The sequence below is a fragment of the Amycolatopsis sp. FU40 genome, from assembly GCF_021903635.1.
Classification (GTDB): domain Bacteria; phylum Actinomycetota; class Actinomycetes; order Mycobacteriales; family Pseudonocardiaceae; genus Amycolatopsis; species Amycolatopsis dendrobii.
This window is the reverse complement of sequence record NZ_CP091381.1, coordinates 4,441,476-4,461,961: the sequence shown is the minus strand read 5'-3', so window position 1 is coordinate 4,461,961 and position 20,486 is coordinate 4,441,476. Positions and strand designations below refer to the sequence as shown.

The 20,486-nt window shown below is 70.4% G+C and carries 21 protein-coding genes and 2 pseudogenes; 18 read left to right on the top strand and 5 right to left on the bottom strand.

What is annotated here, in order from left to right; translation table 11 throughout:
- The first annotated feature begins 174 nt into the window (after nucleotides 1-174).
- The 15 genes and pseudogenes from L3Q65_RS21300 to L3Q65_RS21230 all read left to right on the top strand — a co-directional run.
- Nucleotides 175-1,089, top strand: coding sequence for a hypothetical protein (locus L3Q65_RS21300; RefSeq protein ID WP_237600625.1), 915 nt, complete (start codon nucleotides 175-177; stop codon nucleotides 1,087-1,089).
- A 209-nt stretch (nucleotides 1,090-1,298) separates the two neighbouring features.
- The gene (locus L3Q65_RS21295; RefSeq protein ID WP_182894301.1) at nucleotides 1,299-1,589 is read left to right on the top strand and encodes a gas vesicle protein; all 291 of its coding nucleotides are present in this window, start codon (nucleotides 1,299-1,301) and stop codon (nucleotides 1,587-1,589) included.
- An 18-nt stretch (nucleotides 1,590-1,607) separates the two neighbouring features.
- A complete protein-coding gene (locus L3Q65_RS21290; protein ID WP_237600624.1) occupies nucleotides 1,608-2,045 on the top strand; it encodes a gas vesicle structural protein GvpA in 438 nt (145 codons plus the stop codon).
- Complete coding sequence (locus L3Q65_RS21285; protein ID WP_237600623.1) at nucleotides 2,042-2,770, top strand: GvpL/GvpF family gas vesicle protein; 729 nt, start codon at nucleotides 2,042-2,044, stop codon at nucleotides 2,768-2,770. The genes L3Q65_RS21290 and L3Q65_RS21285 overlap by 4 nt, the downstream gene beginning before the upstream one ends.
- Complete coding sequence (locus L3Q65_RS21280) at nucleotides 2,770-3,006, top strand: gas vesicle protein GvpG (protein ID WP_182894304.1); 237 nt, start codon at nucleotides 2,770-2,772, stop codon at nucleotides 3,004-3,006. Before L3Q65_RS21285 ends, L3Q65_RS21280 begins: the two co-directional genes overlap by 1 nt.
- A 13-nt stretch (nucleotides 3,007-3,019) precedes the next feature.
- Nucleotides 3,020-3,601, top strand: coding sequence for a hypothetical protein (locus L3Q65_RS21275; RefSeq protein ID WP_237600622.1), 582 nt, complete (start codon nucleotides 3,020-3,022; stop codon nucleotides 3,599-3,601).
- Complete coding sequence (locus L3Q65_RS21270; protein WP_237600621.1) at nucleotides 3,594-4,604, top strand: SRPBCC family protein; 1,011 nt, start codon at nucleotides 3,594-3,596, stop codon at nucleotides 4,602-4,604. The genes L3Q65_RS21275 and L3Q65_RS21270 overlap by 8 nt, the downstream gene beginning before the upstream one ends.
- Before the next feature lie 14 nt (nucleotides 4,605-4,618).
- A complete protein-coding gene (locus L3Q65_RS21265; protein ID WP_220508011.1) occupies nucleotides 4,619-4,960 on the top strand; it encodes a gas vesicle protein in 342 nt (113 codons plus the stop codon).
- Nucleotides 4,957-5,685: a GvpL/GvpF family gas vesicle protein gene (locus L3Q65_RS21260; protein ID WP_182894307.1), complete on the top strand. Its 729-nt coding sequence runs from the start codon at nucleotides 4,957-4,959 to the stop codon at nucleotides 5,683-5,685. The genes L3Q65_RS21265 and L3Q65_RS21260 overlap by 4 nt, the downstream gene beginning before the upstream one ends.
- On the top strand, nucleotides 5,652-5,864 hold the full coding sequence (locus L3Q65_RS21255) for a gas vesicle protein (protein ID WP_182894308.1): 213 nt from the start codon (nucleotides 5,652-5,654) through the stop codon (nucleotides 5,862-5,864). Before L3Q65_RS21260 ends, L3Q65_RS21255 begins: the two co-directional genes overlap by 34 nt.
- Nucleotides 5,865-5,874: 10 nt before the next feature.
- Nucleotides 5,875-6,153: a gas vesicle protein K gene (locus L3Q65_RS21250; protein WP_237600620.1), complete on the top strand. Its 279-nt coding sequence runs from the start codon at nucleotides 5,875-5,877 to the stop codon at nucleotides 6,151-6,153.
- Nucleotides 6,154-6,222: 69 nt separating this feature from the next.
- Nucleotides 6,223-7,104, top strand: coding sequence for an alpha/beta fold hydrolase (locus L3Q65_RS21245; protein WP_237600619.1), 882 nt, complete (start codon nucleotides 6,223-6,225; stop codon nucleotides 7,102-7,104).
- Nucleotides 7,105-7,148: 44 nt separating this feature from the next.
- Nucleotides 7,149-7,700 (top strand): (2Fe-2S)-binding protein, encoded by a 552-nt coding sequence (locus tag L3Q65_RS21240; protein WP_182894311.1) that lies wholly within the window; start codon nucleotides 7,149-7,151, stop codon nucleotides 7,698-7,700.
- Nucleotides 7,697-8,701 carry a xanthine dehydrogenase family protein subunit M gene (locus L3Q65_RS21235; RefSeq protein ID WP_237600618.1) on the top strand — a complete coding sequence of 335 codons (1,005 nt, stop codon included), beginning with the start codon at nucleotides 7,697-7,699 and terminating at the stop codon, nucleotides 8,699-8,701. The genes L3Q65_RS21240 and L3Q65_RS21235 overlap by 4 nt, the downstream gene beginning before the upstream one ends.
- A pseudogene (locus L3Q65_RS21230) lies at nucleotides 8,698-10,536 on the top strand (xanthine dehydrogenase family protein molybdopterin-binding subunit); the annotation flags it as partial. The gene L3Q65_RS21235 and the pseudogene L3Q65_RS21230, both read left to right, overlap by 4 nt.
- Nucleotides 10,537-10,629: 93 nt before the next feature.
- Here the strand turns inward: L3Q65_RS21230 and L3Q65_RS21225 are convergent.
- A pseudogene (locus L3Q65_RS21225) lies at nucleotides 10,630-11,166 on the bottom strand (dienelactone hydrolase family protein); the annotation flags it as partial.
- Nucleotides 11,167-11,243: 77 nt separating this feature from the next.
- Here L3Q65_RS21225 and L3Q65_RS21220 point away from each other — a divergent pair.
- Both L3Q65_RS21220 and L3Q65_RS21215 read left to right on the top strand, forming a co-directional pair.
- On the top strand, nucleotides 11,244-11,840 hold the full coding sequence (locus L3Q65_RS21220; protein WP_182894315.1) for a gamma carbonic anhydrase family protein: 597 nt from the start codon (nucleotides 11,244-11,246) through the stop codon (nucleotides 11,838-11,840).
- A gap of 710 nt (nucleotides 11,841-12,550) precedes the next feature.
- Nucleotides 12,551-12,844 (top strand): hypothetical protein, encoded by a 294-nt coding sequence (locus L3Q65_RS21215; protein ID WP_182894316.1) that lies wholly within the window; start codon nucleotides 12,551-12,553, stop codon nucleotides 12,842-12,844.
- 63 nt (nucleotides 12,845-12,907) lie between these two features.
- On the opposite strand, the gene L3Q65_RS21210 is transcribed toward L3Q65_RS21215, so the two are convergent.
- The 3 genes from L3Q65_RS21210 to L3Q65_RS21200 all read right to left on the bottom strand — a co-directional run bounded on the left by L3Q65_RS21210 (nucleotide 12,908) and on the right by L3Q65_RS21200 (nucleotide 15,774).
- Nucleotides 12,908-13,870, bottom strand: coding sequence for a helix-turn-helix transcriptional regulator (locus L3Q65_RS21210; RefSeq protein WP_182894317.1), 963 nt, complete (start codon nucleotides 13,868-13,870; stop codon nucleotides 12,908-12,910).
- Nucleotides 13,871-14,042: 172 nt separating this feature from the next.
- A complete protein-coding gene (locus tag L3Q65_RS21205) occupies nucleotides 14,043-14,897 on the bottom strand; it encodes an NAD(P)-dependent oxidoreductase (RefSeq protein WP_237600617.1) in 855 nt (284 codons plus the stop codon).
- Nucleotides 14,898-14,907: 10 nt separating this feature from the next.
- Nucleotides 14,908-15,774: an NAD(P)-dependent oxidoreductase gene (locus tag L3Q65_RS21200; RefSeq protein WP_237600616.1), complete on the bottom strand. Its 867-nt coding sequence runs from the start codon at nucleotides 15,772-15,774 to the stop codon at nucleotides 14,908-14,910.
- Nucleotides 15,775-15,869: 95 nt separating this feature from the next.
- Between L3Q65_RS21200 and L3Q65_RS21195 the strand changes: the two genes are divergently transcribed.
- The gene (locus L3Q65_RS21195) at nucleotides 15,870-19,037 is read left to right on the top strand and encodes a BTAD domain-containing putative transcriptional regulator (protein WP_182894319.1); all 3,168 of its coding nucleotides are present in this window, start codon (nucleotides 15,870-15,872) and stop codon (nucleotides 19,035-19,037) included.
- On the opposite strand, the gene L3Q65_RS21190 is transcribed toward L3Q65_RS21195, so the two are convergent.
- Entirely contained in the window at nucleotides 18,966-20,378 is a 1,413-nt protein-coding gene (locus tag L3Q65_RS21190) for an amidase (RefSeq protein ID WP_237600615.1), read from the bottom strand. The genes L3Q65_RS21195 and L3Q65_RS21190 overlap by 72 nt on opposite strands.
- Between the last annotated feature and the right edge of the window lie 108 nt (nucleotides 20,379-20,486).

Genomic DNA, 20,486 nt, shown 5'->3' with positions numbered 1-20,486 from the left:
GACAGGTTTCCGATGGGGACGCTTTCGAACGTAAGCAGCGCGGCCGCGCCGCGGAATCCGCCGAACCGCCGGTGGCGGGCAAGCGGCGGCGACGCGACTTTCGGCGGGTTGCCAACCGGTGAACGGATGCCGAGAATCCGTTTCGACCGGTCCGTTTTTTCCAGGAGAGGCGAAATGCGGTTGTTCGCCCCGGCTCCGGGCGGGGAGCGGCTGGCCAGGGCGCTGGCCGAGGGACCCTTCGAGCGCGCCCTGACGCTGGCGATCGAACGCAGCGGCCTCGGCCTGGCGCGGCTGCGCGAACGGCTCGCGGCCTCGGGCGTGCCGGTCAGCACGACCACGCTCAGCTCGTGGCGCACCGGGCGCAGCCGTCCGGAACGGCCGGAATCGTTGCGGGCGCTGGCTTTGCTGGAGCCGGTCCTGGACGTCCCGCCGGGGACGCTGCGCGCGCTGCTGGACCGGCCGCGCACCGGCGGCCCGGCCCCGCGTGCGGCGCGGTGGGACCGGTTGTGGGAGAACCGCAGCCTGCTTCCGATGGTGCTGAACTCGTTCGAGGACTCCTCGCCGGAATCGGTCAGCGTGCACGAGACCCTGCACGTCGACGCCGCGGGGCGGATGCGCGGCCTGCACGTGCGGGAAGTGCTGCGGGCGCTGGACGAACCGGCGTTCGTGCGCATCGTGGCGCTGCGGGGATTCACGCCCGGTCAGTCGCCGGAACTGGTGTCGGCGCGGTACTGCCGCCCCGGCTGCGTGCGGGCGACGCCGGAGCAGGCGTTCTCGGTGACGGAACTGGTCCTCGACCATCCGCTGGCCCCGGGCGAGACGGGGATCGTCGAGTACCGGTTCGCGTTCCGGGACGAGGAGCCGGATGCGCGCTACGACCGGCGGTTCCGGCTGCCGATCGCGGAACACCTGCTGGAAGTGCATTTCGATCCGTCGGCGCTGCCCGCGGAATGCGTGTCGTACCGGCAGGATTCGCCGGCCGGGCCGGAACTGGAGACCGCCGAGGTCCGCGTGCGGCCCGGCGTGCCCGCGCACGTGATCCGGACCGGGCAGGGGGCCGGGATCCACGGAGTGCGGTGGCGGTGGTGACGCTCCGCGATCCACTGAGGACACCAACGATGTGTCCGTTGTGGACAGTCAGCGATTTCCGTTGCGGGAAGCGCGCTTCGCACGCGGGCGGCTACTGAGCGTCCGATTCTGCGCTGACTGGCGGGGCGGTGCTGCGCTGTTCGGCCCAATTTCGATTTTCCTCGCGAGTAGCCAGTTTTGGCCGGAGCGCCCGGGGTAGCCGACACCACATGGTTCATCGGCCTGACGAAAGTGGACGCGACGACGGCCGGTCGCCTGCCGGGCTCATGCGCGACGCGCGTGCGGTGTTCGAGGAGCTGACCGAAAAGGACATCGAGTCCGTGTCGGCGTTCGCCAAGGACGGCGACGGATGGAAGCTGCTGGTCGAAGTGCTTGAGCTGGAACGGGTTCCGGACACCACCAGCCTGATGGCCACGTACTGCGTGCGGGTCGACGCACAGGGCGGCTTCCTCGGCTACGAGCAGGTCCGGAGGTACGCGCGCGGCCAGGTCGACGCGTGAGGAAGGGAAGGCGATTTCATGACCATGGCGACCGGACGGCAGGGCTCGAACGGTCAGCTGCAACGCGGACCGGGCACCGGAAACCTCTACGACATCCTCGAACTTATCCTGGACAAGGGACTGGTGATCGACGCGTTCGTGCGGGTTTCGCTGGTGGGCATCGAACTGCTCACTGTGGACGCGCGGATCGTCGTGGCCAGTGTGGACACTTACCTGCGGTTCGCCGAAGCGTGCAACCGGCTGGACCTCACCCGTGCCTCCAGCGCCACGACGCTGCCCGATCTGCTGGGCGAGGTGACCGAGAAAGGCGCCAAAGGAAAGTCCAAAGGCGCGCTGACCGGCGCGGTCGAGACGTTCGCCGAGCAGTTCCAGAAGTCCAGCGACAAGGACGGCGAAGAGGACGGGGAACGGCCTCGCAGCCGTAGCCGGCGCAGCACCGCGAGGTCGAGCGGATGAGCACTTACCTGTACGGCATCACGTTCGCCGATCATCCTGCCGACGTAGGCGATCTGCGCGGCGTCGGACCGTCGCCGGCTCCCGCGCGGGTGCTGGCGGCCGGGGACGAACTCCGCGCAGTGGTCGGCGACGTCGAAGGCGAACTGCGGGCGAAACGCCGGGATCTGCTTGCCCACCAAGAGATCTTGCAGGCGTTGTGCGAAAAGGGGCCGACGCTTCCGGTGCGCTTCGGTGTCGTCGCGGACGACGACACCGCGGTAGCGGAGGAGATCGCGGCTAAAACCGAGGTGTACACCGCTGTGCTGCAACGCGTTCGCGGGCACGTGGAGATGAACGTCAAAGTCGCGCACCGGGAAGAGGCCGTCCTCGGCCAGCTCCTCGCCAAGGACGAGGAACTCCGGAACCTGGCCGCGAGCTTGCGGGAGGACGCCGGCAAGGGGCAAGCCGAACAGGTGCGGTTCGGCGAACTGGTCGCCGGCCGGCTGGAGGAGCGCGAGGGCGAGGACGCCGACGCGGTGCTGAGCTATCTGCTTCCGCTGGCGTCGGAGCATTCCCCGGGGCCGCGGGTCGACGGGTGCTTTTTCACCTGCTCGTTCCTGGTGCCGCAGGAGAAAACGGCTGAATTCCAGGACGCGGTGCAGCGGTTGGCGACCCTGGTCGAGGAAGTGGCGGAGGTCCGCGCACAGGGACCGCTGCCGCCCTACAGCTTTACCGAGGGCCAATAGTGGGGCTGCTCGGGGAACTTGTGCTGCTCCCGCTGGCGCCGGTGCGGGGCGCGGTCTGGGTGACCGGACAGGTCGTCGACGCCGCTGAGCAGGAGCAGATCGCGCAGTGGCAACGGGAACTGGTCGCCCTGGAACGGGAACTGGCGACCGGCGGGATCAGCGAGGAGGAGTTCGACCGCAGGGAAGACGAAATACTCGATCTGCTCGAAGAATTCGACCGGGGGGTTGCCGGATGAACGGAGCGAACAGATGACACCGGGAATGAAGGTCGCCGCCGCCGTGGTCGGCGGTTATGTGCTCGGGAGACGGAAGAAAGCCAAACTCGCCATCACCATGGGCGCCTGGCTCGTCGGGCGGAAGCTGAACCTGGACCCGAAGAAGCTGCTGTCGGATGTCACGCGCGAGCTGGCTTCGTCGCCCGAACTGGCCGGGGTCCGCGATCAGGTGCGGGACGAGGTGCTGGGCGCTGGCAAGACCCTGGCCGCGGACATCCTGACTCATCAGGCGGGGCGGCTGGCCGGCTCGTTGCAGGAGCACACCGACACCCTGCGGGACAAGGCCGCGGGCCTTCCGGCGATCGGCGGAGGGGACTCGGATGATCGAGAGCCGGAAGCGGCCGATGACAACGGGGACGACGGCGGGGAAGAAAGCGAAACCCGCCCGCCTGCCCGCAAACGTCCGGCGAAGTCGCGGAGCGCCTCGCCGGGAGAGCGCAAGCCCGCGCGGAAGGCGTCCAGCGGTTCGTCGAGTTCGACGGCGCGGAAGCGGACGTCCTCGGGCGGCCGTACGCAGAAGCGTTCCTCGAGCACCTCGGGGGTGAACCGTGGCTGAATCCCGTTCTGGCAACGACGAACTCGGTCCCTTGGCAAAGCTTCGGGACCTGGCCTCGCGCAATCCCGCGACGGAGCAGCTGCTGCACGCCGGCGAGGAATACGCGCAGGCGAAGGCCGAACAGGTGATGTCCTCGGCGGGCAGCAAACTGGGCGAGGCGTCCCGGCGGCTGGCCGACGCGGGCGGGAGCGGCTCGTTGAAGGGATTGTTCAGCGCCGGCGAGAAAATCGCCGACGGGAAGACGCCGGTCAAGGCGATGGCCGAGGCGGGCGGCAAAGCGCTCAAGAACTCGGTTTCGGGGCTGTTCGGCAAGCGCGGCAAAGGTTCCGGCGGCAAGAAGATCATCAACATCATCGAGGACATCGACGTCGGCGTGCCGGTCCGCGAGGCGTACGACCAGTGGACCGAATTCCAGAAGTTCAGCAGTTTCGCCAAGGGCGTCACGAGCGCCGAGCAGAACGACGACACCACTTCGCAGTGGCGGTTCAAGATTTTCTGGTCGAATCGCTCGATGAAGGCCACGGTCACCGAACAGATCCCCGACGAGCGGATCGCGTGGACCACCGACGGGGCCAAGGGCACGATCAAGGGCGTGGTGACCTTCCACGAACTCGCCCCGAGCCTGACGAAGGTCCTGCTGGTGATCGAGTACTACCCGGCCGGGCTGTTCGAGAAGACCGGCAACATCTGGCGGGCGCAGGGCCGCCGGGCGCGGCTCGACCTCAAGCACTTCCGCCGGTTCATCACCATGGCCGGGCAGGCGTCGGGCGACGGCTGGCGCGGCGAGATCCGCGACGGCGAGGTCGTGCGCTCCCCGGAACAGGTGCGAGAAGACGAGGACGAGGACGAGGGCGCGCTGCGCGAGGAGGAAGACACCGGCGGCGGCGAGCCCGAGGACGAAGAGCTTCCCGAGGATGACGAAGACGAGGACGACTTCGAAGAGGAAGACGACGAACCCGAGGACGAACGTCCCCGGGGCCGCCGGGCCGTCGCGGCGCGGTGACGAGGAGGCAGCAGATGAGCGAGTCCAGCCTGCCCGCCGGCAGACCGCTCGGCGGGGTGTCCCGCCCGGCGGGGCCTGGCGGCGGCGCGAACCTCGCCGACATCCTGGAACGGGTGCTGGACAAGGGCATCGTGATCGCCGGGGACATCCAGGTCAACCTGCTCGACATCGAGCTGCTGACCATCAAGGTGCGGTTGCTGGTCGCGTCGGTCGAGCGGGCCAAGGAAATGGGCATCGACTGGTGGGAGCACGACCCGTCCCTGTCGTCGGGCTCGAAGCGCGAGGATCTGCTGGAGGAGAACGAACGACTGCGCGCGCAACTCGAACTCGCGCGGGGAGAGCGAGCGGAACAGTGAGCTGGTATTGCTACGCAGTCGCCGAATTCGCGGCGGAAAACCCGATGGACGGCATCACCGGACTCCGTGATCGTCCGGTTTCCGTCATTTCCGGGGCTGGGCTGGCCGCGCTGGCCAGCCCGGCCCCGGACGAGGGGTTCGACGAAACTTCGCTGGAACAGCTTCCGTGGCTGGAAGAAATCGCCCGCGCGCACAACGCCGTCGTGGAAGAAGCGAGCCGTCGCACGGGCGTGCTGCCGCTGCGGATGGCGACGATCTATCGCGACGAGCAGCGGGTCCGGGAAATGCTCGCCGAGCATTCCGCGCAATTTTCGGAAGCACTGCGGCGGATCCGGGGCCATGCCGAATGGGGCGTCAAAGTCTTCGCCTCGCTCCGCGGTTCCGGCACGCACGAGCCGCCCGCCGACGGACGTTCCTACCTGCGGCAACGACTCCGCCAGCGGCAGGCGCGGGATACCCGGGCGAACGAGGCGGTCGCGGTCGCCGAGCGCATCGAGCGGGAACTCGCGCAGCTGTCCGCGGACCTCCACCGGCACCGCAACCAGGATCCCGCCCTGACCGGCCGCACCGACCGCAACATCCTCAACCTGGCCTGCCTGGTCCCCGACGCCGGCCGGGAACGCTTCCTGGACCGGCTCGCGCAGCTGCGGCGATCGGCCGCCGCCGGAATCGAAGTCGAGGTCACCGGCCCGTGGGCCCCGTACTCCTTCGCGGGGATCTCGTGACGGGCGCGGTCGAGGAAACCGGCCGGCTCGCTCTGGTCGACCTGCTGGACCGGCTGCTCGCCGGGGGCGTGGTGCTGACCGGGGATCTCGTGCTGTCGGTCGCCGAGGTCGACCTCGTGCACATCTCCCTGCGCGCACTGATCACCTCGATCCGCGAAGACCGTCCGGCGCCCTGGTGAAGGAGGGACGATGCACGACGCGCTGCCGACCCGGCTCGAGACCGACGCGGACACGGTCGAACGCGACCTGATGAAGCTGGTCCTGACCATCATCGAACTGCTCCGGCAGCTGATGGAACGCCAGGCCTTGCGGCGCGTCGAGGAGGGCGGGCTGACCGAGGCGCAGGAGGAACGCCTCGGCCTCACCCTGATGCTGCTCGAAGAACGGCTGACCGAGCTTCGCGACCGGTACGGCCTTTCCGCCGCGGACTTGAACCTCGACCTCGGTCCGCTGGGGACGCTGCTCTGATCGAGCGGTGTAGCTCCGCGGGCGCCCGGGTATCCGTCGCCCGACGGCAGCCGAACCGCGGAGGAGGGCATGACCGAGTTCGTGCGCACACCCGACCTGAAGATCGGCTACGAGGCGGACGGCCCGCCGGACGGGCGTCCGCTGGTCGCGGTCCACGGCTGGCCGGACGATCCGCATTGCTGGGACCAGGTGGTTCCCGCGCTGGCCGAGGCGGGGTACCGGGTGCTCCGGCCGTATCTGCGCGGGTTCGCCCCGACGGAGTTCCGCACGCCGGACAAGCCGCGCAGCGGGCAATCCGGGGCGCTCGGCCAGGACCTGCGCGACTTCCTCGACGCGCTCGACCTCTCCGGCGTCGTCCTCGTCGGACACGACTGGGGCGCGCGGGCCGGGTACGTGGTCGGCGCGCTGTTCCCGGAGCGGGTGTCCAGGTTGGTCGCGATGTCCGCGGGGCACGGGGCGAGCGGCCCCGGTGTCCCGCTGGACTATCCGCTCGCCCACGCGTACTGGTACGAGTGGTTCGTCGCGACGAAACGCGGCCAGGACGCGATGCGCCGCGACCGGCGAGCGTTCTGCCGGTATCTGTGGACGTCGTGGTCGCCGGGCTGGGAGTTCTCTGACGCCGAGTTCGACCAGGCCGCGGCGTGCTGGGACAACGACGACTGGCCGCCGATCACGGTCTCCGCCTACCTGCACCGCTGGGGCGAGCAGGACGGCGACCCGGCCTACGCCGACCTGGAGCGCGAGCTCGCGAAGCCGCCCCGCGTGCAGGTGCCGGCCTTGGTGCTGCACGGCGGCAAGGACGCCGACAATCTGCCCTCCACCAGCGAGGGAAAGGACGAACTGTTCGCCGCCGACTACCGCCGGGTGGTCTTCGGCGACGTCGGGCACTTCCCGCCCCGGGAAGCCCCGGCCCGGACCGCCGAGCAGATCCTGCGCTGGGCCGCCGCCTGACCTGGCGGAGGTTTGGGCCCGGGGCGAGCGGGTATGGCGGCGGTATGCGAGCGGCCAAGACGGAACCCATCCCGGAAACCGCCGGCGCGGTCCGGACGATCGCGCTGCGCGTCGACGGGACCGAGCACCGGCTGACCGTGGACCCGCGCCGCACCCTGCTGGACCTGTTGCGGGAGCAGATCGGCGACTACAGCGCCAAGAAGGGCTGCGACCACGGCCAGTGCGGGGCGTGCACGGTTCTGCTCGACGGCCGCAGAGTCCTGTCGTGCCTGATTCTCGCGCTGTCCTGCGACGGCGCCGACGTGACGACAGCCGCCGGCCTGGCCGAGGACGGCGAGCTGCATTCGCTGCACCAGTCGTTTGTGGACCACGACGGGTTCCAATGCGGCTACTGCACGCCCGGCCAGATCTGTTCCGCGGCCGGGTTGCTGGCCGAGTTCGCCGACGGCGCGCCCAGCCACGTCACCGAATCGGTGGCCGGCACTCCGCAGTGGACCGACGAGGAAATCTCCGAGCGGATGAGCGGAAACCTCTGCCGTTGCGGTGCCTACGCGGGCATCGTGGCGGCGGTCCGCGAGGTGGGAGAACAGCGATGAAGCCCTTCGCGTACGGCAAGCCGGCGACGACGGCCGAGGCGGTGCGGGCCGTGGCGGCCGAGCCCGCCGCGATGTTCCTCGCCGGCGGCACCAACCTCGTCGACCACCTGAAACTCGGGGTGGCGAGCCCGGAACGCCTGGTCGACGTGAGCGGGTTGACGTCGGCGGAAATCCGTGACGACGACGGCGGACTGGTGATCGGCGCGGGCGTCCGCAACAGCGACCTCGCGGCCGACCGGCGGGTCCGGGAGCGGTATCCGGTGCTGGCCGAAGCGCTGCTCTCCGGAGCGTCGCCGCAGCTGCGGAACATGGCGACCGTCGGCGGAAACCCGTTGCAGCGCACTCGATGCGTCTACTTCCAGGACGTCACGACCCCGTGCAACAAGCGTTCGCCAGGGTCCGGCTGTTCGGCCCTCGGCGGCTACACGCGCCATCACGCGATCCTCGGCGCGTCCGACCAGTGCGTCGCGACGCATCCCTCCGACATGGCAGTGGCCATGGCGATGCTCGACGCGCGCGTCCACGTGATCGGCCCTTCCGGGGAGCGGACCCTGCCGTTCGCGGACCTGCACCGGCTTCCCGGCGAGCACCCGGAACGCGACACCGTGCTCGAACACGGCGAACTGATCACCGACATCACGCTGCCCGCCGCCTCCTGGTCGCGCCGCTCGACGTACCGCAAAGTGCGCGACCGGGCCTCCTACGCCTTCGCGCTCGTCTCTGTCGCAGTTGGACTGTCCATTTCGGACGGCGTAATCGAGGACGTCCGGCTGGCCTTCGGCGGCGTGGCGCACAAACCCTGGCGCGCCCAGCGTGCCGAGGAAGCCCTCCGCGGCGTCCGGCCCAGCGAGGACGTCTTCCGCGCGGCCGCCGACGCCGAACTCGCGGACGCCACGGCGTTGGAAGGCCTCGACGGAGGGAACGCGTTCAAGATCCCGCTCGCCGCACGCACCCTGGCCGCGGTGCTGCGCGACCTGACCGCCGAGGAGCGCGACCGATGACCGGACTGCTGGAACCGCGAGCGATCGGACGCGGGCTCACGCGCCGCGACGGTCCGGCGAAGGTCACCGGAACCGCGCCGTACGCCTACGAACATCCCGTCGAAGCGCCGCTGTACTGCCATCCGGTTCAGGCGAGCATCGCGCGCGGTCGTTGTCTGCGGATCAGCGGCGTCGAAGCCGAAGCTCTCGACGGTGTCCGCGCGTTGATCACTCCCTTCACCGCCGAACGGCTCGCCGACACCGACGACGCGGAACTCGCGGTGCTGCAAGACTGCGAGATCCCGTTTCGCGGCAGGGTGATCGGGCTCGTCCTGGCGGAATCTTCCGAGACCGCACGGCACGCGGCGGAACTCGTCGACGTCGAATACGAGACCGATCCCTTCGCCGCCGAGCTCATCGTCGACGATCCCGGCCTGTACCAGCCCGAGAAGGTCAACCCGAACTTCCCGACCGACACGAGCGAAGGCGACCTCGACACCGCATCCGCGGTGACAGTGGACCAGACCTACACCACGGCGATGTACCACAACAACCCGCTCGAACCGCACACCACCATGGCTTTGTGGGACGACGGCGTGCTGACCCTGTGGGATTCCACCCAAAGCGTCCACTCGGTACGGTCCACTGTGGCGAAGACCTTCGGCCTGCCCGCCGACCGCGTCCGGGTGATCTGCCCTTATCTCGGCGGAGGCTTCGGCTCGAAAGGCATGCCGCACGCCAACGTCGTGCTCGCCGCGCTGGCCGCCCGGACCGTGCCGGGCCGCCCGGTGAAGCTCGCGCTGACCCGGCAGCAGATGTTCAGCCTGGCCGGCTACCGCACGCCGACGATCCAGCGGGTCCGCCTCGGCGCCGACCGCGACGGGCGGTTGGAGTCGCTTCGGATGGACGTCGTCGAGCAGACCTCGCGGATCAAGGAGTTCGCCGAGCAGACCGCGGCGCCCGCCCGGATGATGTACGCCGCGCGGAACCGTTCCACCAGCCACCGGCTCGCCCGCCTCGACGTGCCCGTTCCGTCGTGGATGCGCGCGCCGGGGGAGTGCCCGGGCATGTTCGGCCCGGAAGCGGCGATGGACGAACTCGCCGAAGCGCTCGGCGTCGACCCGATCGACCTGCGCGTGCGCAACGAACCGGAGCGGGATCCCGAGACCGGTCTTCCGTTCTCCAGCCGGCACCTGGTCGAATGCCTGCGCACCGGAGCCGAACGTTTCGGCTGGAGGTCGCGGCGGGGCGGCCGTCGAGACGGACCGTGGCTGGTCGGCAGCGGCGTCGCGGCCTCGGTGTACCCCGCGAAGCGGATGCCTGGGTCGAGCGCGACGATCCGGTTCGGGAAAGGCCGCTACGCCGTCGAGATCGGCGCGGCCGACCTCGGCACCGGCGCGTGGACGATCCTCCCGCAGATCGCCGCGGACGCACTGGACGTGCCCGTCGATTCCGTCGACATCCGGATCGGCGACACTGATCTCCCCCAAGCCACGGTGGCCGGTGGTTCGACCGGAACCGCGTCGTGGGGCTCAGCGGTGGTCGCGGCCGCGGAGGTGTTCCGGGACAAATACGGCACCGACCCCGGCGACGGCGACGAAGCACAGGCCGGCACTCCGAAAAACCCGGCCGACAAGCAGTACTCGATGTACGGGTTCGGCGCACAGTTCGCCGAGGTGCGAGTCGACGCCGACACCGGCGAAGTCCGCGTGTCGCGGCTGCACGGCACATTCGCCGTCGGCCGGATCGTCAACCCGGTCACCGCGCGCTCGCAGCTGCTCGGCGGCATGACCATGGGCCTGTCGATGGCGCTGCACGAAAACAGCGTCCTCGACCCGCGGTTCGGGCATGTGGTCGCTACCGCCGGGAAGATGGCGGTCGAACCATCCGGCGGCGGCGTCGGCGACCTGCTCCAGCGCGCCGGGCTCCTCGAACAGGTGCCCCGCTCCGGGAACCACCACGAGCTCCCGGTCGCCAGGCAGCTGGGCCGCGGCAGCCTTGTTCAGCCTGCGCACGGTGTCGTCGTTTCCGCCGACGATCAGCAGCACCGGGCACCGCACCTCCGCCAGGGCGTCCTCGGCCAGATCCGGCCTGCCACCTCGGGAAACGACCGCTCGCACGACGTCCGCCCGACTCGCCGCCGCACTCAACGCCGCTGCGGCCCCTGTGCTGGCTCCGAACAGTCCCACCGGCAAGCCGGTTGCTCCGGGATGACGGGCGAAGTCGTCCAAGGCGCGCAGCAACCTCTCCCGCAGCAGCCCGACGTCGAACCGCTGCCGGTCGTGGTCCTCCTCGGTGAGCAGGTCGAACAGCAGCGTCGCGTAACGGTGGTCCTGCAAGGTGCGGGCGACCGCCTGGTTGCGCGGGCTGTGCCGCGAACTGCCCGAGCCGTGCGCGAAAACCACCACCCCGGCGGCATCGGCAGGCACCGTCAACTCTCCCTCGGCCAGCGACGTCCCGGCGCCGACCGCGAACGGTTCCGTCATGGCTTCCTCCTGCCTGTATCGGAACCGGATATCCCAGCAGGGCAACCGCCAAACGGACCGCGGGTTAGCGTGGAGCGATGCTGATCGAACATCGAGGACAACGGCCAGTGGTGCCCGAGTCGGCGTACGTCGCCCCGTCCGCCGTGCTGTGCGGAGCAGTCGTCCTCGGCGAACGGGCCCGGATTCTGCACGGCGCGGTGCTCACCGCGGAAGACGGGGAAGTCCGGACCGGTTCGGACGTCGTGGTCATGGAGAACGCCCTGGTCCGCGGCCGGGCCGCACACCCCGCGACGCTCGGGGACGCGGTGCTGGTCGGGCCGCACGCGCACGTCAACGGAGCCGTGATCGAAGACGAGGTGTTCGTGGCGACCGGGGCCTCCCTGTTCCCGGGCTCGGTCGCCGGCGCCGGGGCCGAGCTGCGGATCAACAGCGTGCTGCACGTCAATTCCCGCCTCGAACCCGGCGCGGTGCTCCCCATCGGCTGGATCGCCGCGGGGAACCCGGCCGAGCTCTTCTCCCCGGACCGGCACGACGAACTGTGGGAACTCCAGCGCACCCTGGACTTCCCGGGCACCGTCTACGGCACGCCGAGAGACACCCCGATGCGCGAACTCATGCTCCGCCAAGCCCGGTTTTACGGCTCCCATCAGGACGATCGTCTTCTTGACGAATGACCGCCGGCCGCTCTGGCCGAACGGCGCCACGGAGGCTCAGGTACCGTCGTCCGCCAACGCGAGACGCGCTGAAAAGCCTCGCCCGGGCGATGTCGTTGCCCAGCCCGTCGTCGGACTCGGCGACCCGCTCCACGCGATAGCGACGCGAGCGCCTCTCTCAGCGACGGCGCCGCGGGAGCCGCCGCCGGACCGAGTTTGATCAAGTCTCGGGCGATACCAGGCCAGCGGCTACGGCTGCGCGTCCAGACCGGCAGCAGGACGGCGGCCGCGGGCTCGGGATCGCCGGTGATCCGCCACAACGCGGTGGCGCGCTCGTTCCCGCCCAGCGGGTCGGGCGCAACCGACCCCGAGTAGGTCCGGGACATCGGTCGCCGGTCCGTACGCGTGCTTCATCCGCGCCCAGTCGATCTCGTCGAGCCCAGAGAACACCGTCCACCCCGTTCCGAGCCCAGCCCGGCCGACGGTGTGATCGACTTCGGCGGATCTCTTGGCGCGGAAGAGAAACTCGCGCGGGGATCTCTTGGGCAGGCCGGGGTTCAGGAGCGAGTTTGGCGGTCGCTGCGAAATGACGCACCCCGGAGCGCTCTTGTCGAGACTGTTAAGCCAGGGCTCAATGGGTGGACTGCCCGGTGATGCGCGGCAATTCTTGTGAATTGTTGTGCACGCCGCTAGAGGGAGAAAACGTTATGAATAGACTGCACCGCCGAATTATGGCGGCTTTCGCCGTGGTCGCCGCCGTCTTCGCATTCGCGGGGCCCGCATCCGCCGCCTCGACGTCATCCGCGGTTCCGTACGACCTCGGGTCGTGCACCAAACGCGCTTCGGCGCCTTACGGCAACGTATGGGTGCAGAACGTCTCGTGCGGATTCGACATCAGGATCCACGTGCTGTGGAACTGGGGCCCGGCCAGCGATTGCAAATGGGTCAAGTACCGCGGACCGGCGGTGAATTTCTACGCTCCGCTGGGTCCCGTCCAACGGTATTCGACCATCGACTACTGCTGAGGGCGGCTCGACCGGATGACGCCTCTGCCCAGGCACCGCCTGGGCAGAGGCCGTGCGCCGGCACTACCGAGCCTCGAGAAACGCCTTCCCCAACGGCGTAAGCGAATGCTGCACCCCCGCCCCCGCCCGGGTAGTCGTGATCAACCCCGCCGTCCGCAACGTCTTCGTATGCTGGCTCACCGCTGCCGGAGAAACCCCCAACCGCGCGGCCAGCGCCGTAGTCGACGCCTCCGCCGCCAATGCGCACAGCAGCCGCGCCCGCGTCCGTCCCACCAGGCCGGACAGCTGGTCCTCCCGGGAACCGCAAGGTTCACCCGGAACGAGCCCAGCCGCCGGGCACACCAGCATCGGCTGTTGCGCCGCGTCGATGAACGTCACCGGCTCGCCCCAGCAGAAGTGCGCGGGCACCAGGACCAGGCCCCGGCCGTCCAGTGCGATGGTGCGCTCGCGCGGATAGTCCGCCTCCAGCACCGGATTGCGCCACCGGATCGACGGGTGCAGGTTCGCCAGCAGCGCTTCGACCCCGCCGCTCAGAAGATGGCCGGCGTACCGGGCGCGGTCGGCTTCCACGCGGCGTTCCAGGACCGGCCGCACGGGGCCGAGGACCAGGTCGCTGTACTCGCGCAGGGCGTGCACGACGCCGCGGGTGCTGCCGTCGGCGTAGACCGTGCGGGCCCAGCGCGGCACGCGGCGGTGCCGGGCATACGTGCGGACGATGTCCTCGCGCAGGGCGGCTTTCGGCTGGGACAGGATGTTTTCGAAGTGCGCGCCGACGTCCGTTTCGTCCAGCGCGGGCGTCAGGAAGTCCGGGAAGTTCCCGGCCGGGACCAGTTCCGCGGCGGCTTTGAGACAGCGCCAGCGGGCGGGGGCGCGCCGGGCGCCGGTCAGCAGCGTCGCTCTCCAGCCGCGGTACTCCAGGGGCAGGTGGGGATCCTGGAGACTGTTGATGCTCAGGATCAGCTCCCACGTCGGGTGCGCGCCCCTCGCCACTCGCACCCGGCACAGGTCGTCGGCTGTGAAAACCATGCGCAGCATCGAAACCACCCCTGGTCCGCGCCTCCCCAGCGCGGCTCTGCGTCCAGGATGCGTCCCGGGGCCGCGGTCTGGGAAGCGCTGTCCGCCGACCGGTGCGGATTCGTCGGCGGGCGGGGCCGCGGCTTCGCCCGCGCCGAACGGCGGCTTCCCAGACCGCGGGCGCTCAGCCGCGGATCACCTCGACCAGGCTGGTCCAGCTGTCCCGGCCGTGTCCGGCGGCGACTGCGCGGTCGTAGTGTTGCTTCACCGCGGCGGGCAGGGCCACGTCGATGCCCGCGTCCCGGCTGGCGGCGAGGATGTGGTCGGCGGTCGCGCCCATCATCTTGGCGTTCGCCTCGTCGCCGGGGTGGCTGCCGCTGTCCACGTTCTTCGCCGCCTCGTCCAGCGACGTCTGCACCAGCGTAAGCAGCTCATTCGCGTACGGCACCAGCGTCGCGGCGGAGACTCCGGCGGTGCCGACGAGCGCGGCGGAGTGCAGGAACGCCGAGAGCGTGGTGAGGAACAGGTCCAGCAACGACTGGTAGTACAGCTGCGCCAGGCCCGGGTCCGCGCCCCGGTAGTCGGGCCGTCCGATGACGCGCAGCGCCGGTTCGATCCGCTCGAACGCCGGCTGCGCGCCGCTGTAGAACACGAACGAACCCTCGGTGCCGACGACCTGCGCGGGCACCATGATCCCGCCCGCGATCATCTCCGCGCCGCGCGCGGCCAGCCATTCCGCGGCCACCCGGGTGCGCTCCGGCGTGTCCGAGCTGAGGTTCACCACGATCTTCCCGCGCAGCGCTTCCTCGGCCGGCGCGAGAATGTCGTACATCGCCTGATAATCGGTGAGGCTGAGGATCACCAGTTCGTTCGCGGCCAGCGCGTCCGAGACCGTTTCCGCGCGCTTCGCGCCGGCGGCCACCACGTCGTCGGCGCGGCTCGCGGTGCGGTTCCACACCGTCACCTCGTGGCCCGCCGCGAGGTAGGACCGCACCATGGCCTGGCCCATCGGGCCGAGGCCGATCATTGTCACGCGCACAGAGTTCTCCCTATTTCTTCAGCAGTTCGATGACGCTCGTCAGGTTTTCCGCGCCGTGGCCGTCGGCGGCGCGGCGCAGGAGCAACTGGTGCAGCGGCGCGAGCAGTTCGGAGCTGACGCCCTGGTCAGCGGCCGCGATCGGCAGGTTCTCGAACGCGGCGGCCTGCATCCCCAGGTTCGACACGACGTTCCGGGTGTAGTCGCCGCTGTCGGCCTCCACGGCGGCCTCCTGGACGAAGTTGCTCATCGCGGTCAGCCATCCGCCCAGCAGCGGCGCGAACTCGACCGCTGAAAGTCCTTCGCTGCGGATCAGCGCGTAAGCCTGCAAGACGCCGATGAACTGGCCATACATCCCCGACAGCAGCGCGAGGTCGTGCAACGCCGCCAGCCCCGGGTCTTCGCCGACGTAGTTGCTGCCGCCGAAGGTGTCGAACGCCGCGCGGTGCGTGTCGAACACGTCCTTGGGCCCGCTGTAGAACACGAAGGCGCCCGGCTGCCCGATCATCGGCGGAATCGCCATGATGCCGCCGTCGAGGAACTTCGCGCCCTGCTCCGTCACCCATTCGGCCAGCTCACGGGCCTGCCGAGGGGTGCCGTTGGTCAGGTTCACCACCGTCCGGCCCGCCAGCGAGACCGTCTTGAGCACCTCGCGCACCGACGCGTCGTCCAGCAAACACACGATCACCAGTTCGCTCGCCGCGACCGCCTCGGCGGCCGCCCCCGCCGCCGTCGCACCCCGTCCCACCAGCGGCTTCGTCTTGTCCGCAGAGCGGTTCCAGACCGTCACCGGCCGTCCCGCCGTCAGCAGCGCACCGGCCAGCGCGCTGCCCATCGCACCGAGCCCCAGCACGGTCGCCGAGGTCGCATTCCCGGACATGTCGTCCCTCCCGTTCGTTGATCTGCCGACCACGGTGCCGAGGCCCGCGCACGGTTCGCTGGGGGTCCGCGCACGGATGCGGTTACGGTGGTTTCGTGCGATTCGGCATCCTGGGGCCCTTGGCCGTGAGCAGCGACGACGGCCGGCCGGTGCGGGTACCCGAGGCCAAGGTCCGGACCCTGCTCGCGGTCCTGCTCGTGCACGAGGGCGCTCCGGTGTCGGCGGACCGGCTGGCCGACGACCTGTGGGGCGACCGGCTGCCCGGCAATCCGGTCAACACCCTGCAGACGAAGGTCTCGCAGCTGCGCCGCGCGCTCGAACGCGGCGAACCGGGATCCGGCGGCGCGCTGGTGCACCAGGCCCCGGGCTACGTCCTGCGGACCGGACCGGAAGCGGTGGACGCCGGACGCTTCCGTGCGTTGACCGCGGCGGCGAGCACGGCGGAGGACCCGCGGTCGAAGGCCGATCTGCTCACCGAGGCGCTGGCGCTGTGGCGAGGTCCGACGCTCGCCGAGTTCGCCGACGAAGCCTTCGCGCAGCCGGTGCTCCAGCGGCTCGAAGAGGATCGCCTTGCCGCGCAGGAAAACCTCGCCGACGCGCGGCTCGCGCTCGGCGAACATGCCGCGCTGACCGCGGAACTCGCCGACCTCGTCCGGCAGCATCCGCTGCGCGAACGCCTGCGCGCTCTCCAGTTGCGCGCGCTGTACGCGGCGGGGCGGCAGAGCGAGGCGCTGGCCTCCTACGACGAACTCCGCCGCCTTCTCGCCGACGAGCTGGGCCTCGATCCCGGCCCTGAGCTGACCGCGCTGCACCGGTCGATCCTGGCGCAGGACCCGGCCCTGACCGCCGTCGTCCCGCAGCTTCCGGTCCCGCTCACCGAACTCGTCGGCCGGACCGCCGCGACCAAGGCGGTCAGCACGCTCGTCCGCGAATCCCGGCTGGTGACGCTCACCGGACCCGGCGGCGTCGGCAAGACCCGGCTCGCGCTGGAGACCGCGCACCGGCTCGGCGGCGACTTCGCCGCGGGAGCGTGGCTCGTGGAACTGACCGGCATGGACCGGCACGAATGCGCGCTGAGCCAGTGCCCGCCGATCGAGTGGGTGGTGGAGGCGATCGCCGCGACGCTGGGGATCCGGGACGCGGCGGCGCCCGCCCAGGCGGATCCGGTGCAACGGCTGGCGGAGTCCTTGCGCGGCAAGGAAACCCTCATCGTCCTGGACAATTGCGAACAGCTGATCGAGCCGGTCGCGGCGACCGCCGCCCGGCTGCTGGCGGCCGCGCCCGGGCTGCGGATCCTCGCCACCAGCCGGGAACCGCTCGGGCTCGCCGGGGAAACGCAGTTCCCGGTCCCGCCGCTGGACCACGACAGCGCCGCTCAGCTGTTCGCCGCACGGGTCGCCGACACCGGGTTCACTGTGGACAGTGCCGACGCGGCCGCGGTCGCCGAGATTTGCCGGAAACTGGACGGATTGCCGCTGGCGCTCGAACTCGCCGCGACCCGCGTGCGCGCGTTGGGCGTGCCGGAGTTGCTGCGCCGCCTGGACGACCGGTTCCGCCTGCTGGACACCGCCCGCCGGGGGATGCCCGCCCGGCAGCAGACGCTGCGCGCGCTGATCGACTGGAGCTGGGAACTCCTGAGCGAACCGGAACGCCTTGTGCTGCAACGGTTGTCGGTGCACACCGAGGATTGCTCGCTGGACGCGGCCGAGGCGGTCTGCGCGGGCGACGGCGTCGAAGAGGGCGAGGTGCTGGGTCTGCTGGCGAAGCTCGTCGACCGTTCGCTGGTCGTGCCCGCGAACACCGGCGCGCCGCGGTACCGGCTGCTCGAATCGGTGGCGGTGTACGGCTTGGAACGCCTCCGCGAAGCCGGTGCGGTCGAGATGACGCGGCGTCGGCACGCGGAGTATTACGTCGCGCTCGCCGGTACCGCGGACGCCGGTCTGCGCGCCCCGGACCAACGACGCTGGCTGCAGCGGCTCGACGCGGACCTGCCGAATCTCCGTGCCGCGGCGGAGAACCTGGCCGGCTGGGGGAGCGCCAACGACGCGTTGCGGCTGGCGAACCGGCTGGCCTGGTACCGATTCCTGCGCGGTCGGACCGCCGAGGCGATGCGCTCCCTGCGCGCCGCCCTCAGCCTGCCCGGCGGCGACGCTGACCTGCGGGCGGAAGCGCAGGCGACGCTCACCGCGCTCGGCATCCTCGCCGGCGACCGGCCCGACTGGCGTCCGGTGGCCGAGCTGCCGGCAAGTGCCCGGGCCAAATGGTTCATCGGCTACGCACTGTCCACAGTGGCTGATCTGGCCGGTGCGGAACCGCTGACTCTGGACGCCCTCGCCGCCTTCGAAGCCGTCGACGACCGGTGGGGAATCGCGGCGGCCAGCGGTGACCGGGCGAGCCAGGCGCTGTCGAGAGGCGATGTCGCGGGAGCGTGGCGGTACGCCGATCGCTGTGCGGAACTGTTCGCCGAAATCGGCGACAAATGGGGTCAGCTGCAGGCGATTTTCGCGCGGGGCGCACTCAGTTCTCTTGCCGGGAACTATGCGCGCGCCGAGGAGGTCCACGTCGAAGGACTGCGGATCGCCGAGGAACTGGGCTTGTGGCCGGAAGCGTCGTACCAGCTGTCGTGGCTAGGCCGGGTTTCCCTGCTGCGCAAGGACTACGCCGCCGCCCGGGAACTGCATGACCGGGCTCGCGAGGTCGCCGCGGAGCACGGCTTCACGCCGGGGGAGATGTACGCGCTGACCGGGCTTGCTCTCGGCGCCCGGCGCGAGGGCGACCTCGATCTCGCCGAGCGGCATTTGCGGACGCTGCTCGAGTGGAACAAGCAGGTCGATTTCGAACCGGGCAACACGTTGATCCTCGCGGAACTCGGTTTCGCCGCGGAATTGCGCGGAGATCCGGACACCGCGCTGCGACGGCAGCAGGAAGGGTACGAAATCGCGCACCGGACGGGAGATCCGCGCGCGATCGCGTTGGCGCTGGAGGGTTTGGCGGGTGCGCACGCGCTGGCCGGTGCGCCTCGCGAAGCCGCGCGGTTGCTGGGCGCGGCTGCTGCTGCCCGTGCTGGGGTCGGGGCCCCGCTGCCTGCGGCGGAGCGCGGGGACGTCGACCGGATCACCGCCCGTGCGAGCGAGGTTCTCGGCGCGGCGGAGTTCGCGGCCGAGTTCCACGCGGGCGGTGCGCGAGGGTTCTCAGAAGACCGGCCGCTGGTTCCCGTACCCGGTCGCCTGCTCGAAAGCGTGCGCGGCCCGCAACAGCCCTAGTTCGCCCCGCACCGGCGCGATGATCTGGAGCCCCACCGGACGTCCGTCGCCGGTGAACCCCGCGGGCACCGACAGCGCCGGGCAGCCGGTCGCCGAGATCGAGTACGCCGAGCGCATCCACTCCAGATAGTCGTGCATCGGTTGCCCGGCAACGGTTTCCGGATACTCCCATTCGACCGGGAACGGCGGCACCTGGCTCACCGGCGCGAGCAGCAGGTCGTACTGCGTGAAGAACTCGCGCATCCCGGTGATGAGTTCCAGCTGCCGCGTTTGCGCGCGGGCGATGTCGGCGCCGGAAAGCGTTGCGCCGAAGGCGATGTTGTCGGCGAGCGTCTGCTTCATCTTGCCCGGATGCTCTTCGAGCAGACCGCTGAACCCGGCGTGGAAAAGCCAGCCGCGCAGGGTTCGGAACACTTCGTCGGCTGAGGCGAGATCCGGGCAGGCCGGTTCGACGCGGCAGCCGAGTTCGGCGAACACCTGCACCGCTGGTTCCAGCACGGCGCTGACGGCCGGGTCGACCGGCAGCCCGCCCAGATCGGGCGACCACGCCACGCGCAGCCCGGCGAGGTCGGCGTCGAGCGATCCGGCGAACGGCGCGGCGGGCTCGTCGAGCGAGATCGGGTTGCGCTCGTCGTGCCCGGCGATCACGGAGAGGAGCAGCGCGACGTCGGCGACCGTCCGGCCCATCGGCCCCTGCACGCACAGCGCCTCCCAGGGCAGCGTCGCGGGCCAGGTCGGCACGCGTCCTGGCGACGGACGCAGGCCGACGACGTTGCAGAACGAAGCCGGATTGCGCAGCGAACCACCCATGTCGCTGCCCTCGGCGAGCGGTTGCAGACCCGCGGCCAGCGCGGCCGCCGCTCCGCCGCTGCTGCCGCCCGCGGACAGCTCCCGCCGGTACGGGTTGCGCGTGGCCCCGAACACCGGGTTCATCGTGTGCGAACCGGCCCCGAACTCCGGCGCGTTCGTCTTGCCGAGCGTGATCGCGCCCGCGTTCCGGATCCGCTCGACGACGAGAGTGTCGCTGCCGGGGACGTGGTCGGCGAAAATGGGGGAGCCGTAGGTGGTGCGGACCCCGGCGACGTCGTGCGTGTCCTTGTGCGCCACCGGGATCCCGTGCAGCGGACCGGCCTCCTCGCCGCGCGCGAGCCGTTCGTCGGCGGCCGCGGCCTCGCTCAGCGCGCGCTCGGCGGTGAGCGTGACGATGGCGTTGATCTGGGGGTTGACCTGCTCGATCCGGTCGAGATGCGCCTGCAGCACCTCGCGGGCGGACAGTTCGCGGACGCGCAGCCGCCGGGCCAGTTCGCGGGCGGGCAAGTAGCAGATCTCCTCAGCGCTCACTGTCGTCCTTCCTGACCCCGATGTCCGTTCGCGACGTCAGCTTCGCGCGCGGTGCTGGGGTCAGACAAGACCTGCTCGACAAATGACGGAATCAGCCAGAGTATTGGC